Annotated in this window: 15 protein-coding genes; 3 read left to right on the forward strand and 12 right to left on the reverse strand. The window is 37.4% G+C overall.

The genetic code is table 11. The annotated features are described in order from the left end of the window. Window positions 1-19: 19 nt before the first annotated feature. Genes ACLJX0_RS05640 through ACLJX0_RS05670 form a run of 7 tightly spaced genes read right to left on the reverse strand, consistent with a single transcriptional unit; the run spans window position 20 to window position 7,909 of the window. Complete coding sequence (locus ACLJX0_RS05640) at window positions 20-1,540, reverse strand: D-glucuronyl C5-epimerase family protein (RefSeq protein WP_410879105.1); 1,521 nt, start codon at window positions 1,538-1,540, stop codon at window positions 20-22. 14 nt (window positions 1,541-1,554) lie between these two features. After that, window positions 1,555-2,322 carry a dTDP-4-dehydrorhamnose reductase gene (gene rfbD, locus ACLJX0_RS05645; protein WP_410879106.1) on the reverse strand — a complete coding sequence of 256 codons (768 nt, stop codon included), beginning with the start codon at window positions 2,320-2,322 and terminating at the stop codon, window positions 1,555-1,557. Beyond that, window positions 2,319-2,867: a dTDP-4-dehydrorhamnose 3,5-epimerase gene (rfbC, locus tag ACLJX0_RS05650; protein ID WP_410879107.1), complete on the reverse strand. Its 549-nt coding sequence runs from the start codon at window positions 2,865-2,867 to the stop codon at window positions 2,319-2,321. The genes rfbD and rfbC overlap by 4 nt, the downstream gene beginning before the upstream one ends. A gap of 3 nt (window positions 2,868-2,870) precedes the next feature. Beyond that, window positions 2,871-3,836: a hypothetical protein gene (locus ACLJX0_RS05655; RefSeq protein ID WP_410879108.1), complete on the reverse strand. Its 966-nt coding sequence runs from the start codon at window positions 3,834-3,836 to the stop codon at window positions 2,871-2,873. Window position 3,837: 1 nt separating this feature from the next. Continuing rightward, window positions 3,838-5,517: a DUF6909 family protein gene (locus ACLJX0_RS05660; RefSeq protein WP_410879109.1), complete on the reverse strand. Its 1,680-nt coding sequence runs from the start codon at window positions 5,515-5,517 to the stop codon at window positions 3,838-3,840. A gap of 20 nt (window positions 5,518-5,537) precedes the next feature. Next, entirely contained in the window at window positions 5,538-7,028 is a 1,491-nt protein-coding gene (locus ACLJX0_RS05665; protein WP_410879110.1) for a GH3 auxin-responsive promoter family protein, read from the reverse strand. A 5-nt stretch (window positions 7,029-7,033) separates the two neighbouring features. Beyond that, the gene (locus ACLJX0_RS05670) at window positions 7,034-7,909 is read right to left on the reverse strand and encodes a murein hydrolase activator EnvC family protein (RefSeq protein ID WP_410879111.1); all 876 of its coding nucleotides are present in this window, start codon (window positions 7,907-7,909) and stop codon (window positions 7,034-7,036) included. A 193-nt stretch (window positions 7,910-8,102) separates the two neighbouring features. Between ACLJX0_RS05670 and ACLJX0_RS05675 the strand changes: the two genes are divergently transcribed. Further along, on the forward strand, window positions 8,103-8,321 hold the full coding sequence (locus ACLJX0_RS05675; RefSeq protein WP_410879112.1) for a twin-arginine translocase TatA/TatE family subunit: 219 nt from the start codon (window positions 8,103-8,105) through the stop codon (window positions 8,319-8,321). Between the two features lie 231 nt (window positions 8,322-8,552). Here the strand turns inward: ACLJX0_RS05675 and ACLJX0_RS05680 are convergent, their stop codons facing one another. After that, complete coding sequence (locus ACLJX0_RS05680; protein ID WP_410879113.1) at window positions 8,553-10,676, reverse strand: Tex family protein; 2,124 nt, start codon at window positions 10,674-10,676, stop codon at window positions 8,553-8,555. 56 nt (window positions 10,677-10,732) lie between these two features. Here ACLJX0_RS05680 and ACLJX0_RS05685 point away from each other — a divergent pair, with 56 nt between their 5' ends. Beyond that, the gene (locus ACLJX0_RS05685) at window positions 10,733-10,996 is read left to right on the forward strand and encodes a DUF1294 domain-containing protein (RefSeq protein WP_410879115.1); all 264 of its coding nucleotides are present in this window, start codon (window positions 10,733-10,735) and stop codon (window positions 10,994-10,996) included. A gap of 33 nt (window positions 10,997-11,029) precedes the next feature. On the opposite strand, the gene ACLJX0_RS05690 is transcribed toward ACLJX0_RS05685, so the two are convergent. Continuing rightward, window positions 11,030-11,566, reverse strand: a complete 537-nt coding sequence (locus ACLJX0_RS05690; RefSeq protein WP_410879116.1) for a hypothetical protein — start codon at window positions 11,564-11,566, stop codon at window positions 11,030-11,032. Continuing rightward, entirely contained in the window at window positions 11,559-12,914 is a 1,356-nt protein-coding gene (locus ACLJX0_RS05695) for an AAA family ATPase (protein ID WP_410879117.1), read from the reverse strand. The genes ACLJX0_RS05690 and ACLJX0_RS05695 overlap by 8 nt, the downstream gene beginning before the upstream one ends. A gap of 179 nt (window positions 12,915-13,093) precedes the next feature. Here ACLJX0_RS05695 and ACLJX0_RS05700 point away from each other — a divergent pair, with 179 nt between their 5' ends. Further along, window positions 13,094-13,912 carry a DUF4846 domain-containing protein gene (locus tag ACLJX0_RS05700; RefSeq protein ID WP_410879118.1) on the forward strand — a complete coding sequence of 273 codons (819 nt, stop codon included), beginning with the start codon at window positions 13,094-13,096 and terminating at the stop codon, window positions 13,910-13,912. 8 nt (window positions 13,913-13,920) lie between these two features. On the opposite strand, the gene rpiB is transcribed toward ACLJX0_RS05700, so the two are convergent. Together rpiB and ACLJX0_RS05710 are read right to left on the reverse strand one after the other, a co-directional pair. Beyond that, window positions 13,921-14,352, reverse strand: a complete 432-nt coding sequence (gene rpiB / locus ACLJX0_RS05705; protein WP_060874385.1) for a ribose 5-phosphate isomerase B — start codon at window positions 14,350-14,352, stop codon at window positions 13,921-13,923. 47 nt (window positions 14,353-14,399) lie between these two features. Continuing rightward, window positions 14,400-16,013, reverse strand: a complete 1,614-nt coding sequence (locus ACLJX0_RS05710; RefSeq protein WP_410879119.1) for an AMP-binding protein — start codon at window positions 16,011-16,013, stop codon at window positions 14,400-14,402. Between the last annotated feature and the right edge of the window lie 139 nt (window positions 16,014-16,152).

The raw sequence follows: 16,152 nt of genomic DNA on the forward strand, positions 1-16,152 counted from the left end.
TATTTTTTTAATAGACAATTTAGCGTTGTATTAGATATCTATCGGTATTTCTTTCTATCATCTCTAGTTCGTGTGATCGATCAAACAAAAGATTACATTCTCTTAAAGTTATCAGACCTGTACTACCTAAGGAGTTAAAAACGAGCTTTACTTTCGTTCCTTTCACGCTGGTAGGAAAATAATTGGTGACAATGAATGTTTCGTAATTATCCGTTTTATAGTAATTGGTATGTTTCTTATGGATTTCGCTGCTATGGCAAACCTTCACCCACTTGCCTTGATCATAGACATATACTTCATAATCGGTAGGTAAAGTATCTTCTGATATGGCATAAAAAACAATACCTTCAATATCTTTTGTTTCCCTCCAAAATTCAAAGGTAAGTGTTGTACCTACTTTATTGGTACTCCAATAATTCCCCCAAGACCACAGTTCGTCATTCAAGTGATTAACTCCAAACGCTTCACTATCTATACTATGCGATGCTTCAATAGCCTTGTATTTATTTTGATCATAATACTCTGTAACATTACCTGTATCATATTTCAAAAACTTATGCGCATATTCTTTCAATACCTCTTCTTTCGTCCAATTATAAAGCGTCAAAAGCTGATAAATGACCAATTCGTGGTAGTGATCAGGATCATTGCCAATAGCAGAAGCAAATTTATCAATGCCATTGTGGGTGACTTTACTATAATTCGATGTAAAACTAGCATCATAACGATTAATTCTAGCCTTTAAACTATTAATTCCCTGCTCAAACAAAAGACGAGCTTCTTCATTACCCGTCACTTTATAGCTGTAATATAATCCTCCTAAAGAAAAGATAAATCCGTTGAGCACATGAGAATTAGGATCTGCATATTCTTCATAAAATGGATATCCATCCCAGTTTGCTTGTACACCGCCTTCTTCTATGGGGTAATCAAAAGATCGTACCATGCGTTGGGACAATTTTAGATATTTTTCCTCTTGAGTCATATGGTATGCTTGAATCATTACACCAATCGCAAAACCTTGTCCCATAGCGGAAGTCCAATCCCCCTTTAACTGATAATCATGAACTAACACCGACGTCGTTAGCACGCTAAAATCTTTTATATCTTTTACATGCTCTTCTATATACTGAACAATCGTAAGGAAATTTTCTTTGGCTTGAGGATCCTTTGTTTCGATGAAATTTTGATAATTACTTAAGGCCGCTCTAGTATATGTAATCGGATAATAGTAGTTTTCATCATCGTAAGACAACATTGGAATACCCTTAGCATCTTTTGGATAAGAACTAAAAATGGCGACGTTCGAATTAGAAAAAGGAAAAATAGGGAGAGAATCTTTATATTGATCTTTGATTTTAAATAACGAACCTATTGTAGTAGCTAGTATCTTACGCGATACCTCAGCAGTTGACGACTCATTGAATAGTTGATCGTATTCAATCTTTGAAGCATCAGCGAATTTCTCTTCTGTTTTCTTTGCACAACTAGCTAAAATCAATAAAGCTACAACTAATAAACCATATACTTTTCTATTCATAATGCCTTTATATTTTACCCCAAAACACTGTATTTTGGTCGCTTTGCCTTGGTAGGATACTCCTCCGTTGGTATTGGGTTTACTTTTATTTTTATTTTGTTTTCTTTAAAGATTGCTACAGCAAAATCATACCAGCTACAGATTATTTCTCCTCGATAATGATATAATCCATATGATTTTGTCTGTACTATATTCATTATAAAATGAACAATTGAAACTGCATGTGTTGGACACCCTATTTGATCATTAACAACGTTAAGTTCTGTTTTTGTTTTGGCCAACTTCAACATTGTATTGCGAAAATTATGCCCAAATTCAGAATAGACCCAAGAGGTTCGAATGATATAATAATGAACTAATAATTGTTGAATATACTGTTCTCCCTTTAGCTTTGACGCCCCATACACATTAATTGGATTAGGTATATCCGTTGTTTTATAGGGTTTATTTTGCTTGCCATCAAATACAAAATCCGTAGAGATATGCACCAATGTTGTATCATATTGTAAACACACTTCAGCTAGATTTTTACATCCTTCAGCATTTACTTGATACGCTAGCTCCACCTCATCTTCCGCTTTTTCTACATCTGTGTAAGCAGCAAAATTAACACAAAAATTCGGTTTATATACAGCAAAAACACGATGACACTCCTCGTTATTTGAGATATCTAAAGCCAGACTTGACAAAAAGACAAAATTAAAACCAATAAATTGATTACTAATAGATTGCAAAGCCTGCCCTAGCTGTCCATGAGCTCCTGTTACAAGAATCTGTTTCATAAGGGATCCACCTGATTTAAATAAGGTAAATGAGCATCTTTATCAGAAATGATAAAGTCCTCGCCCAACACTGGCCAATCAATAGCTAAAGCAGGATCGTTGTAAAACAAGCCCTGTTCTGCTTCTTTAGCATAATAATTATCGCATTTATAAGCAAAAATTACCGTTTCACTCAACGCTAAAAATCCATGAGCAAACCCTCTAGGAATAAATAATTGCTGCTGTTCCGAATCATTGAGTACAATAGACAAATGCTGCCCATAAGTGGGTGAATCTCGACGTAAGTCAACAATAACATCAAGTACCTCTCCTTGAATAACACGTACTAACTTTGCTTGTTGATGTGCTCCTGTTTGGAAATGTAAACCTCTTAATGTTCCCCTTTGTGAATGCGATTGATTATCTTGTATAAAATTGACTTTTAACCCTGTTGTCGCTTCAAAAACAGCGTGATTATAACTTTCAAAAAAATACCCTCGTTCATCTTTAAATACGCGTGGGTATAACACAAAGCAATCGGCAAATACCGTCGATTCAACTCTCATGACTTACACTCTTTTTTTATAATACAGTACAAAATCAACAATCAATCCTATCACAAAGAACAAAAGTACAATTTTGATTATATCCTTAGCGATTGTCTTTGTTATCGAGCTTTCTTCTTTACCTAAGATTGAATTTGTTGTAACATAATCCACTACAAATAGCACTTCTTTTGATTCAAGTTCAGCTACTTCAACCTTATTTAAACGAGTGAGAATATCTCTTTTCTTAGCTAAAAGAGCCAAATACTTCTCTTGTTCAGACAGATTATTACTTCCTTTTTGCTCTAGCAACGTAGCATACGCTTTAATTCCATTCCATTCTGCCTCAAGTACCTCTTTTTCCTTAGCTAAAGCAGTTTGTTCAATTTGCTTACGCTTAGCAAAATAAGGATGTTGATTAAAGTGCGTTTGCAAATCCGATATAAACTGATCGATATCGAAAGGTTGCTCTGCTTTAATTTTTAGCATTTGATACGGATAATTTTTGCTAACCGTATAATTGTGAACAGCCTCATTCAACGATTCTGCTTTTGTTGCCAACGGTGTGAATATGGTCGGATATAAACTATCTTGACGCAAAAAAGAAAAGAGATCCTCTACCCCTTCCAATTTGACCGTCTTAATACCCTTGTACCCTAATTTATCGCTAAATTTCACTTCAACCAGTTGATTTAAATAGTCGATGCTTTTATATTTTGACGCAAGTAAAATAGCATACTCTTCTTGTCCATTACTAGCACTAAACTCAGCTGTTTGCAACATTTTTTGATAATTGTTGTACTTGACATAACCCAGGACTATTCCGATAATTAGCCCAAGCGTAAGGTACATCCATTTACTGGCAATATAGGCTCCTAGTTTAAACACAAAAAAACCAACAGTATCTAAAAGTGATACTGTGGCTTTTTTTATATCAAGCAGGTTAGCGTCGTCAAATTCACCATGTTCTAGCTTGTCTTGCTGTTCCATCTTACTTACTATTGAAAATTTGTTCTAATATTTTTATGGTAATCAAATAAGTCGGTTTTACTCCTGTTGTTCCCAATCCTCCAGATGCCAAAGTACTTCCTGTTTCTAACGGATTATCCGAAGCATAATACGCATAACGCACTTTTACTTCAGGATTAATACTTTTGCGTATTTTAGAAGCCGATTGAATGGCTTTTTGATAATGTGATCCTTCCATCTCTAATCCAATTACTCCCCACGTAGAATCGTGGAAAAACTTGAGTAAATCTTTATTTTGTAAGGAAGTTCCCAGTACTGTAACCATTGTTCCGCCCACCACTGGAATTCCGTAATTTTCAAACATGGCTACACTTAATTCATTGTCAAAAGGATAATTGTCTCCTGTCCCCTCATTAATATGAGCAAAAGGAATCATGATATCGCCTTTTCCTCCTTCCAAAATACCTGCTTTTCCCATAATCGATACAGATTCCACATTTAAGCGAATTTGTTTTTTATAGGGTTTCAACAATTCATCGATGGTTTCATAGGCTTGCTCTCCAAAAGCATAATCCATTACGATAATCACGGGGAATTCTTTGTCAAAAGTAGCTCCTTTGAAATTCGTTTGATCAAACTTAATCTTAGCAGTATCGAAAATTTGCACATCAATATTGGTTCCTGAATCACCAGATAAAAATATCATTCCCTCTTTTTCCGCGCGTTCGCGTACTAAGTTACGCAAAGCTTTATTTTCAGGTTTACTTAATTCTTCATAAATCTCCACTTCTTCCCCAACTTCCATCTCTCCTTGTACGACATGAGGTGCAAAAATGGAGTTCATCACGCTGTGCATATTGGCGCTGATAATATGAATCGGGCGTTCTAACAGTCCTTTTTCTACCAATACCTCTTTGATGCGATCCGACCAAATTTCTCCGTAAATATGATGTCCCAATCGTTCACGCAACAACGGACTAAATGTAATAGTACGCTTATTATTGTCTACCTCTTCTTCAATGGCGAGTTTTCCCAACCAATAGATGACGTCTAAAAAACGATCTGGATTTTCTGGAATGGAAAATTTCTCATACACAGCTAAAACCTCAGCAAAAGAACGTCCTAATACATTGGCTAAATGCGATATCGTCACTTCTTTATCTCGTAATTCCAACGGTTCTGCTTGCTTCGCTGCTAATTCTATCTTTTTCCAATCGCGGGTGACTTTTCCCTCTTCGTCAATTAAAACTCTGTTTTTAATTTTATGGGACTCAATGAAGATAAAGGTCAAATGCGTTAATACATCATAGATATCCGAACGTCCTCTGGTGATTTCAATATTCATTTGTTCCTCGTCAATGCGGTAGCAGTTTCGTCTTCTTTTCGGTGGTACAAGTGCTTGGAAATGAGAAAACGAATACCCTTCATCCGAAGTTAAATTGATGTATCGGCACTCCTCAATCCCAATAGGTAAACGTTCAATCACATACAGTAATCCGTCTAACTCTACCTTTTCCTCTGCAATAGTACCATAAATCTCCGGGCGTAATTCAAGCAAAGCCTCTCTTAATGTATCTCCAGAAACGCCCATTGGCTTGTAAAAACCTCGGTTAAACAAATGACGCATCGTAATATAAATACGCTCAATAGCAGCTGAAGAAACTTGTGCTCTTGTTCTTGAAATATTTTTAATCTCTCTCATAGTCTTCCTGTTTTATTTCTTTATTCTTCTATTTTTAATTGATCGGCAATGCTTCTATCATTGCTCAATCGCGGCAATTTATTTTGCCCTCCTAACTTTCCAATGCTTTTCATATAGGCTTGAAAACCATCCTTTTCAACCGATCGAATGACTAGGGTACGCAATACTTTCCCTACAATTAAATCATCATAGTAAACATTTTGTTTGCGCAACGCCTCATCAATTCGCAACGCAAATGCTTCCATATCCTCTGGTGCTTGACCAAATTCAATAAACCACTCGTGATAAGGCAATCCATCTGCTGGTGTAATTTGCGGGGCTACGGTAAATTCATTCACTTGTACTCCTGTTCCCTCCATCGCTTGTTGCAAAGCTGTTTCTACTTCTTTTCCAATTACATGTTCACCAAAAGCAGAGATAAAGTGCTTGATACGTCCTGAAACAACAATTCGGTGAGGTTTCAAGCTTACAAATTGAACCGTATCACCAATGTTGTACCCCCATAATCCGGCATTCGTTGAAATAATCAACACATAGTTAACGCCTAGTTCAACTTCTCCAATGGTATAGCGTCTTGGGTTAGCTGCAAAGAATTCTTCCACTTTGATAAACTCATAAAAGATTCCTGCATTCAACAACAACAGCAATCCTTTTTCTGTTTGTGAATCTTGGTACGCAAAGAATCCTTCCGAAGCAGGGAATAACTCAATAGAAGGTACCTTTCTTCCAATTAGCTGTTCAAATTTAGCACGATAGGGTTCATAATTCACTCCCCCGTATATGAATAGATTAAATTTCTTAAAAATAGCACCTACTCCTTTGCCTTCTCTTGCTTTTAGACGTTCAAAATACATCTGTACCCAACTTGGAATTCCAGAAATCACCGTCATATCTTCCTGTACCGTTTCTTCTACAATGGCATCTACTTTGGTTTCCCAGTCTTCGATGCAGTTGGTCTCCCAGCTTGGCAATCGATTTTTTTGTAGGTAAGCTGGTACATAATGGGCAACAATACCCGATAATCGACCGAGATTAATCCCATTCTTTTGTTCTAAAATAGGACTTCCTTGTAAGAAAATCATCTTCCCATCGACAAAATCGGCAATTCCTGTTTCATGTACATAGGCTAAGATTGCATTTCGAGCCGCTTCAATATGATACGGCATAGACTCTTTAGTCAAGGGAATATACTTTGCTCCCGAAGTAGTTCCTGAAGTTTTCGCAAAATACAGGGGTTTACCTTTCCACAATACATCCTCTTCTCCTTTGACTACGCGATCTACATAGGGCTTTAATCCTTCATAATCTCGAATAGGCACCTGCTGTGCAAAGCTTTTAGCATCTACAATAACATTGAAAGCGTGATCCTGACCAAAGGCAGTATGTTTGGCTTGCTCAATTAAATCCGCCAATACCTTGGCTTGGGTTTCTACTGGATTTTTAAGCCACTTCTGTGTTTTTTTGTGAATAATCGAAGCAAATACCTTTGCTCCAAAAGATTTTATAGACATAATTTTTATTCTAAATCAATAAATAAGGTTGGGTCTAGCGGATAGTTATCTTTCCACAATTCAAAATGCAGATACGGTTGACTTATTTTCGCCTTTACCTCTTCCTGATTGTAGAGCCCTAGGACATCCCCAGCTTGTACGGTTTCATACACGCTTTTCGTCAGAGACGATAAATGCTTGTACACCGAGCTTACTCCTTCTTCGTGTAAAACAATAACGGTATATCCGTCGTTAATCGTCCAATCCACAAAAATCACAGTTCCTTTCGCTACCGATTTCACCATGGCATTCTTCGCTGCAGTAAAATCAAGACCAAAATGCGTTGATTTGGGATCGTATTTACGGACGACTGTCCCTTCAATTGGCGAAAACAACACTGTATTTACACGAGCTTCTGCATGGGTAAAAATATTGTACTTATCTTCTAAACGTACATATTCGCGCAATTCTAAGTCTTTTTCACTGGGTTGTGTATGTTCAATGGCGTGCAGAGGAGTTTCGGTTTTTCTTAGTGAATCTACACTGGCAGCGGTGATTTCAATATCCCCCAGCAACACGCGTTTCACTGCTGCAACATAGTGTTCATTTTTCTTTATCTCCGATTCCAACGAATCTACCTTTAAAGCCAAATCCACCGCCTGTTGCTTCAATTCCGAAGAAGAATAGCCTGGAATATATTCCTTTAATGGTGTTACAATCAATAAAATGACATTGGATACGAGTAACAAAAAAACCATGGTTGTCGTAGCACCAACCACATTCAAAAGATTTAATTTAAATGAACTCACATCTTCAAATGTGCGATCATTCACTACTACTACCCTATATTTATCTAGAAGTCTTTTCTTCCATTTCTTCCATTGAAGTCCTTTCTTAGACATAAATCCGCTGTTTTCTACACAAATATAAACATTAAAAAAGTTGACTTCTTGTCTTTTTTGCTTTTATTCACATATTAAATCCGAGGTAATGTTAATATTATTAGTTAAAAAGTTAAATAATCGAATCGAACAATAAACGGAACCGGTTTTTCTTCCTATCTTTGTTTTTATTAAAATCTTCAAACAAATTAATATGAACGCATTACATATTTTTTTAGGAATGGTTGGGCCATGGCAAGTTGTAATTATTATTGCCTTAATCCTGTTGTTATTTGGTGGTAAGAAAATTCCTGAATTGATGAAAGGATTAGGAACTGGAATCAAAGAATTCAAGGATGCAACAAAGGATGAGAATGCCCAACAAACATCTAAGAAAGAAACAACAAAAGAAGACCCGTCTAAAACAGAGTAATTCAGTAGAATCTAGATATTGACATGCGCTATGCCTGAGGTATAGCGCATTTTTTATGGCATAGCCACAAAAAAACACCCGTTAAATAATTCTCTAACGGGCGCTTCACTTATAAAACATAATAAAAACACTACTTAACTTATATCTTCGCTCTATCTAATAAAAGATTTTCTTTTTCTTGCTTTATAGAGTCACAAATACTGTGCCAAGCTGTGCTTTTTTGTTACAATCTTATAAAATCATGGATAATTGGATGCGTTTTTTCGCCTGATCGACATCCACGACCTTGACTTGTACGTGTTGGTGAAGTTTTACTACTTCATTGACATCAGAAACAAAGCCTTCTTTGAGTTGAGAAATATGAACCAAGCCACTTTCCTTGATTCCCACATCGACAAAACAACCGAAATTGGTGATATTATTGACGATACCTGGCAATACTTGCCCTATTTTCAAATCGGACATTTGCTTTACGAATGGATCAAACTCAAAGACTTTTGCTGCTTTACGAGGATCTAGTCCTGGCTTTTCTAACTCTTTGACAACATCCGTCAAAGTCAAAATACCAATATCCTTCGTTTCATATTGTTTCACATCGATCTTTCGGATGGTTTCTGGATTGGAAATCAGTTGATCTACAGTTATTTTAAGGTCCTTAGCCATCTTTTGTACAATTGGATAGGCTTCTGGATGCACAGCAGAATCATCTAAGGGGTTTACAGCATTTTTAATGCGAATAAAGGCTGCCGCTTGTTGATATGCCTTTTCGCCTAAACGCGGCACCTTTTTCAACTCCGTACGCGAAGTAAACGCTCCGTTTTCTGCGCGATACTGTACGATATTTTCAGCCATCTTCTCCCCAATTCCCGAGACATAGCTCAACAGCGATTTACTTGCCGTATTGATGTTGATTCCCACTTTATTTACACATTTCATTACTACAGCATCCAACTCGCTTTTCAATAGCGTCTGATCTACGTCGTGTTGATACTGTCCTACACCAATGGATTTAGGGTCAATCTTTACTAATTCAGCCAAAGGATCCGCTAATCGCCTTCCGATTGAGACCGATCCTCTTACGGTAACGTCGTAATTGGGAAATTCCTCTCTCGCTATCTTGGATGCAGAATAAACCGAGGCTCCTGCTTCGTTCACCACAAAGACTTGGACTGGTTTGTCAAAGGCAATCTTCTTGATAAAGAATTCCGTTTCTCTTGAAGCCGTACCATTTCCGATGGCGATTGCTTCAATGCGATATGAATTGACCATCGAACGCACCTTTTTCATGGCTATTACACTATCTTTTTGAGGCGGATGTGGATAAATAGTCTCGTTGTACAACAAATTTCCATTTTCATCCAGGCATACGATTTTACATCCCGTCTTATATCCCGGATCAATCGCTAAAATACGCTTTTCACCTAGAGGAGAGGCCAATAACAATTGAGCTAAGTTATCAGAGAATACTGCAATCGAATTAGCATCTGCTTTGGCTTTAGCTTCTCCTAATACTTCATTGGACAAGGCAGGTTCTAATAGGCGCTTATAGCTATCGGCAATGGCCTTTTGCAAATAAGACATCGCATCGCTTTTGCCTTTGATGATGGTTTGTTCGATGAACTGTATCGCTTCTTCTTTATCAACGGCAATATTCATGCGAATATACCCTTCTTTTTCTGCGCGTAAAACCGCTAACAAACGGTGAGCTGGCATCTTATACAATGGCTCAGACCAATCGAAATACTGTTCAAATTTCTGTGCCCCTTCTTCTTCTATTTTTGCTTTGACTACCTTAGTCTTTACCACAGCTTCACGTTGAAATTTTCTTCTCAACGTCTTGCGAATAAACAAATGTTCATTCACCCATTCAGCAATGATATCACAAGCCCCTTGAATGGCTTTTTCTTCATCTTCCACTTCTTTGCTGATATACTTGGCCGCAATACCTTCGATATCGGTAGCATTTTGTGCCATGATGATTTTAGCCAAGGGTTCTAATCCGAATTCTCTAGCGGTATCAGCCTTGGTTTTACGCGTTTTTTTATAGGGTAAGTATAAATCTTCGATCTCAATTAAATCAAAGCTCTGTTCAATTTTAGTACGCAATTCGTCTGTCAATTTTCCTTGCTCTTCAATGGATGCTAGAATAGACTCTTTGCGTTTGACAATGCCCGTATATAAATCGCGGTACTTGGCAATCTTTTCAATGGCTACTTCGTCTAAATTTCCAGTTCTATCTTTTCTATAGCGCGCGATAAAGGGAATTGTACAGGCTTCATCTAACAAGGCTAAAGTATTTTCAATACTCTTGGCAGAGGCATCTAGCGCTTGTTGAATAAAATGAATCAACGTCATAATATATTATTTTAAGAATAGCTAAAATACTACCTTTGCGCCAATAAATAAATGAGATGAAGTTTTTATTCTTTTACATTTTTGCCATCAACTACATCACCTACTCTATGTTTAAGATAGACAAAGAGCGGGCGCAAAAACAAAAGAATCGAATTTCAGAAAAGAATCTATTGACGCTTTGCTTCTTAGGTGGTAGCCTTGGCGGATGGTTGGCCATGCGACAGTTGCGTCACAAAAATGCCAAACAAAGTTTTAAATTGAAGTTTTACGCTGTTTTTATTATCCAGGTGGTTTTGTTTATGGCGTTGTTTCGTAGATAAACAAAAAAAGGCATTTACTTGCGTAAATACCTACTATACTTTTCTTCTCTCTCTATTCAAATGCTCATCTGTATAAATATTGGCCTTTATTTTCAATAAGAAACCTGTTTCTTCTTCAAACTTTGCACTTCTTATTACTTGAGAACTATGTGCTCTAGGTCTTTGCTTATTAACGATATAGGCATTTTTATTTCTTCTCTCAGCAATAAATCCAAACTGCATAAAGTAAGCAATCGTCACCTTTAGCTGTTCTTCTGCTTCAGGAATCCATGAACTTGCCTTATTGCCTTTTCGGTTTTTTAATTCAACAAAGGCGATACTATCTGTAAACTTCAAAAGACCGTCACACTGCTTAGAGTCACGTCCTTTAGCTAAAGGAGGAATCAAATCACAGTGATCGATAGGATAAAAGCAAACTTCTTCTTGATGTACATTGTGTACCGTTGCAATCCAAGTTATTCCATTTTCTTCATCTAAATACGCATACTCCTCATTGTTCTCATGATCACACAAACCAAAGATTTCATGCTCAGAACTAAAACTGATTTCAAAATCTTCAAAACTATGCATGGCGGTTCTTATTTTCAATCTCCAACAAATCCATAAACAAGTCATTAAACTCTTCTAACTCTTTATTTAACCAATTCTCATCTGAGGGCATCCCTTGATAAGTTTCTAAGCGAAATATACTACCCTCTTCACTTAATTCATAGACCCTTACATCTACACCAAACAATAAAGACTTTGCTGGAACAATCTCAAAAACTTGCTGCAATTTTTCATCACCCTCTTCAAATAAACTGACAACTTGTTGTGCTTTTATTGCTAAAGTGAGGTAGTTAATTAGATAAGGACTATGGGTGGTTAAAACCAGTTTATTCTTTGGTAAATCATTAGCAAACTCCACTAAGCTATTGACGATATTACGTTGGGAAGTTGGATACAAATTTTGTTCGGGTTCTTCTACAATATTGAAGAAATAAGAATAGATATATTTTTTAAGAGTTTTTTCAGTTAACTCTGATAACCTATCTATTATCGACAAATCTATAATTTTTTTTATTTCAATATCATCTAAATCTAGCTTATTCCCATCTGTATTAGTACGATTTTTAACATCATCCGTAACGCTTCTTACTAGTCTTTTTTGAAAACTTAATTCTATTTCTTTTTGTATTCTCTTTTTATCGTTCAGACTGAAATAATCACTATCAAAAAAGAAATCTAAATCGCGCTTATCTTGTACTTCTTTTACTAATTTAGATAAATAGGAGGAAACAATATACAGGGGCACTAAGGCTTGAAAACCACTAGATGCACTAGATAGTTTTAATTTATAATCTTGTTCTTTGATAAACGCTTTTTCTGTAAAAGTGTCATATTCAAATTCGACTGCATTGATTGGTAATATACATTCTTTTTCTATCTTGTCAACTGCTTTAAAAAATTCATCAGCAAAAGTGTAGATAGTACGAGGTAACCCTGTTAAGGTACGTATATTGTCTACAGCACTAATTAAATTTCGATCCGAGGGAACATACATAATTTTAGGGCTATCAAACAAGAGCTCTTCATCCAAAGCAAGGCTAATTTCATTGTTAACTAGATGAAAGTGTAGGGCTTCTCCTCTATATTCAATTTCACTTCGTTGTTCCTCTTTATCAATCAGGTACTCGGCTATATTTTGATAGGCTAGTCGCTCTTTAAAATGATTTAAGGTGTACTGCTCTTTTGACACTTCCCCTTTAACCATGGCTTTTTCCAACCAGGAAAAAGTGGAAATTAACTTGGCAATCGTACTTTTCCCCGATCCTTGGTTTCCAATAAAAACAGTAACTTTTGTTACCTCCATCCATCCATCGTTTTCAGTTAAACCACCTCGAATGGGTCCAAAATTCTTTACTCTAATCTTTGCCATATCCTATACAATCAACTATAATCTAACAAATATAAGCTTTCTATTAAAAAAAACATATCCTAAACTTGCACCTGCCTCATTTCTTTACCTACACTAAAATCAAAAAACACCGTTTCATAATCTCTTGTTTTTCAATATCTTTAATTCTCAACTGAATTAAATTGCTTAAAACACCTATTATGAAGCTCTGTCTCTTTTTATTGTTTGCTAGTATTTTGGCTTCTTGTGGAGAAAATACAAAAAAAGCCAATTTATCTCTCTTTGTTAAAGACGAAGCCACAGCAGTAGTTCCTCCTCAAATAACCTACATCAATCCTGATGGGATGACGGTACAAACGCGGTATAACGTCCCTGAAAATTACACGCGAATGACCTATAGCTCCCAAGATTTTGGCTATCATTTACAACAATTGCCGTTAAAAGCCTATGGTGAAAAAGTAAAGTACTACAATGGAAAAGAAAAGAATACCCCTCAGGTGTATTCTTCTGTGGTGGATTTGCCCATTGGCACCAAAGATTTGCATCAATGCGCGGATGCTGCCATGCGTTTACGCGCTGATTTCTTATACCAACAAAAGCAATACAGCGCCATTTCCTTCCATTTTAACGATGGAAAGCCACGTGCATATACCGATTATGTCAAGGGGGATTATTCTGCGCAAAAATATTGGAACTATTTGGAACACATCTTCATGTACGCCAATACGAGTTCCTTAAAACAACAACTCCAATCTGTACCCAAAAACGAAGTACAAATTGGAGATATTTTATTGCAATCTGGCAGGCCTTATGGTCATGCCGTAATCGTCATTGATATGGCTGAAAATGAAGCTGGAGATCGCCTCGTATTGCTTGCCCAAAGTTATATGCCTGCGCAAGAACTCCAAGTACTAGAAAATCCCTCCTCTCCTGATGGCAATCCGTGGTATCGAATAGACCGCGATCACATCATCACTCCTGAATGGAAGTTTACTTCAGCTGATTGGAAAACCTGGTAAAAGGCAAGTTACGAACAAGCGATTTTATTCACTCGATTGGCGTGTCTTCCTCCTTCAAAAGCGGTTGCTAAGAAGGTTTCTACCATCGCAACAGCTTGTTCAATTGACGTAAAACGCGCAGGGATACTGATCACATTTGCATCGTTGTGCAAACGCGCTAATTCTGCAATTTCTTTGGTCCAACACAACGCACAACGCACGCCTTGGTGTTTGTTTGCTGACATGGCAATTCCATTTCCACTTCCACAAATCACAATACCGAAATCTACGGTTCCGTTTTCCACAGCTGTGGCTACTTGATGCCCAAAATCTGGATAGTCCACTGAATCAAAACTATCTGTTCCATAGTTTGTTACTTCATATCCTTTGGCTTGTAAAAAATCGACAATGGCCTTTTTATAAGCTGGCCCCGCGTGATCATTTCCGATTGCTATTTTCATGTGTGTTGTGGGTTATTATTCAACGACAAAGGTAAAACTTTTGCCTTTTATAATCCTAATTCTTCTACGGCTATTTGACGCATTTCCACCTTTCTAACTTTACCCGAAATGGTCATCGGGAAGGATGTTACAAACTTCCAATACTTGGGAATGCGATAATGGGCGATTTTCTGGTCGCAAAAAGCACGCATACTCTCTCCTGTTGCCGTTTTTCCTTCTTTGAGGATGATCCACGCCATAACTTCTTCTCCGTATTTTTCACTCGGTACGCCAATTACCTGTACATCGGCCACATCGGGATGGGTGTACAAGAAATCTTCAATCCACTTAGGTGAGATATTCTCTCCGCCACGAATAATCAGATCCTTAATTCGCCCTGTGATGGCTATAAATCCTTCTTCATCCATGGTCGCCAAATCTCCTGTATGCATCCATCGATTTTCATCCAGTACTTCAGCAGTTAAGGTGCGGTTATTCCAGTATTTTAGCATCACCGAATACCCACGGGTACACAATTCACCTGCTTCTCCACGCGGAACAATACCTCCCGTTTCTGGATCAACAATTTTAATTTCCAAGTGATCTTGCACCGTCCCTACCGTACTGACTTGTTTTTTAATGTCAATGCCAATATGCGTTTGTGTCGATACTGGTGAAGTTTCGGTCATCCCATAACAAATACTGATTTCATCCATATTCATCTCTGTTTTCACGCGTTTCATCACGTGCTCTGGACAAAGCGACCCTGCCATCACCCCTGTGCGCAAAGACGACAAATCATACTGCTTAAAATCGGGCAACTGCAATTCCGCAATAAACATCGTAGGAACTCCATAAAGCGATGTACATTTTTCGCGTTCCACTACCTCTAGGGTTAATGCAGGATCGAAACTATCGTTGGGAATAACAATGGTTGCCCCATGGGAGGTACAACACAAATTGCCAATTACCATACCAAAACAATGGTAAAAAGGAACAGGAATACACACGCGATCTTCTGCAGTGTATTTCAATCGAATACCGATAAAATAACCATTGTTTAAAATATTGTGATGCGTTAGCGTCACCCCTTTAGGAAACCCCGTAGTTCCAGAAGTATATTGAATATTTACAGCTTCACCAAATTGTACAGATTCCTCTATCTCTGCCAATACAGTGGAGTCAATCGCCTGCCCATTCGTTAAGAAATCATCCCATTCTTGTCCCAAGAAGACAACTTCTTTTAATGAAGGACAATCTTCGCGTACTAGTGAAATCATCTTGCGATAATCGCTGCTTCGATACGCTTCAGCAGAGACAATAGCCTTGATTTCCGATTGATTGACGGCAAACTCTAACTCATGCGCACGGTAAGCTGGATTCAGATTGACTAAAATCACCCCCACGCGCGCCGTTGCATATTGCAAGAGCACCCATTCATAACAATTGGGAGCCCAAATCCCCACGCGATCTCCTTTTTCAATTCCCAACGCTAAAAGCGCCTTAGCCACTTGGCCAGTTTGTTCAAAAAATTCGCGGTAGGTGGCTCTATACTTTTGATGTGCACTTACTAGTGCCTCATTCTGGGGATATAATTCCGTTATTTTTCTCAAATTCTCTCCGATCGTCTCTCCTAATAGTGGAATATTAGAAGCGCCGTGCACATAGGATATTGCTTTCATGAATTGTTTTTGTTTTTATTGGTTGGTTCCCTAAAGTACAAAAAAAAGTAGAGGTTTTACTTCCTTCAAAAATATCTTGTCCCCCTCCACAATGCCTTTTTTTGAAACTACACGACTTATCATATTCCTTCTCGTTAAC

Source organism: Myroides sp. DW712, assembly GCF_046557355.1.
Taxonomy (GTDB): Bacteria; Bacteroidota; Bacteroidia; order Flavobacteriales; family Flavobacteriaceae; genus Flavobacterium.

Coding starts and splice junctions, on each gene's coding strand:
- ACLJX0_RS05660 (WP_410879109.1), bottom strand. CDS start 5,517: ATGAGAGAGATTAAAAATATTTCAAGAACAAGAGCACAAGTTTCTTCA.
- ACLJX0_RS05655 (WP_410879108.1), bottom strand. CDS start 3,836: ATGGAACAGCAAGACAAGCTAGAACATGGTGAATTTGACGACGCTAAC.
- rfbD (WP_410879106.1), bottom strand. CDS start 2,322: ATGAAACAGATTCTTGTAACAGGAGCTCATGGACAGCTAGGGCAGGCT.
- ACLJX0_RS05640 (WP_410879105.1), bottom strand. CDS start 1,540: ATGAATAGAAAAGTATATGGTTTATTAGTTGTAGCTTTATTGATTTTA.
- ACLJX0_RS05685 (WP_410879115.1), top strand. CDS start 10,733: ATGAAGTTTTTATTCTTTTACATTTTTGCCATCAACTACATCACCTAC.
- ACLJX0_RS05665 (WP_410879110.1), bottom strand. CDS start 7,028: ATGTCTATAAAATCTTTTGGAGCAAAGGTATTTGCTTCGATTATTCAC.
- rfbC (WP_410879107.1), bottom strand. CDS start 2,867: ATGAGAGTTGAATCGACGGTATTTGCCGATTGCTTTGTGTTATACCCA.
- ACLJX0_RS05695 (WP_410879117.1), bottom strand. CDS start 12,914: ATGGCAAAGATTAGAGTAAAGAATTTTGGACCCATTCGAGGTGGTTTA.
- ACLJX0_RS05675 (WP_410879112.1), top strand. CDS start 8,103: ATGAACGCATTACATATTTTTTTAGGAATGGTTGGGCCATGGCAAGTT.
- ACLJX0_RS05700 (WP_410879118.1), top strand. CDS start 13,094: ATGAAGCTCTGTCTCTTTTTATTGTTTGCTAGTATTTTGGCTTCTTGT.
- ACLJX0_RS05680 (WP_410879113.1), bottom strand. CDS start 10,676: ATGACGTTGATTCATTTTATTCAACAAGCGCTAGATGCCTCTGCCAAG.
- rpiB (WP_060874385.1), bottom strand. CDS start 14,352: ATGAAAATAGCAATCGGAAATGATCACGCGGGGCCAGCTTATAAAAAG.
- ACLJX0_RS05710 (WP_410879119.1), bottom strand. CDS start 16,013: ATGAAAGCAATATCCTATGTGCACGGCGCTTCTAATATTCCACTATTA.
- ACLJX0_RS05670 (WP_410879111.1), bottom strand. CDS start 7,909: ATGTCTAAGAAAGGACTTCAATGGAAGAAATGGAAGAAAAGACTTCTA.
- ACLJX0_RS05690 (WP_410879116.1), bottom strand. CDS start 11,566: ATGCATAGTTTTGAAGATTTTGAAATCAGTTTTAGTTCTGAGCATGAA.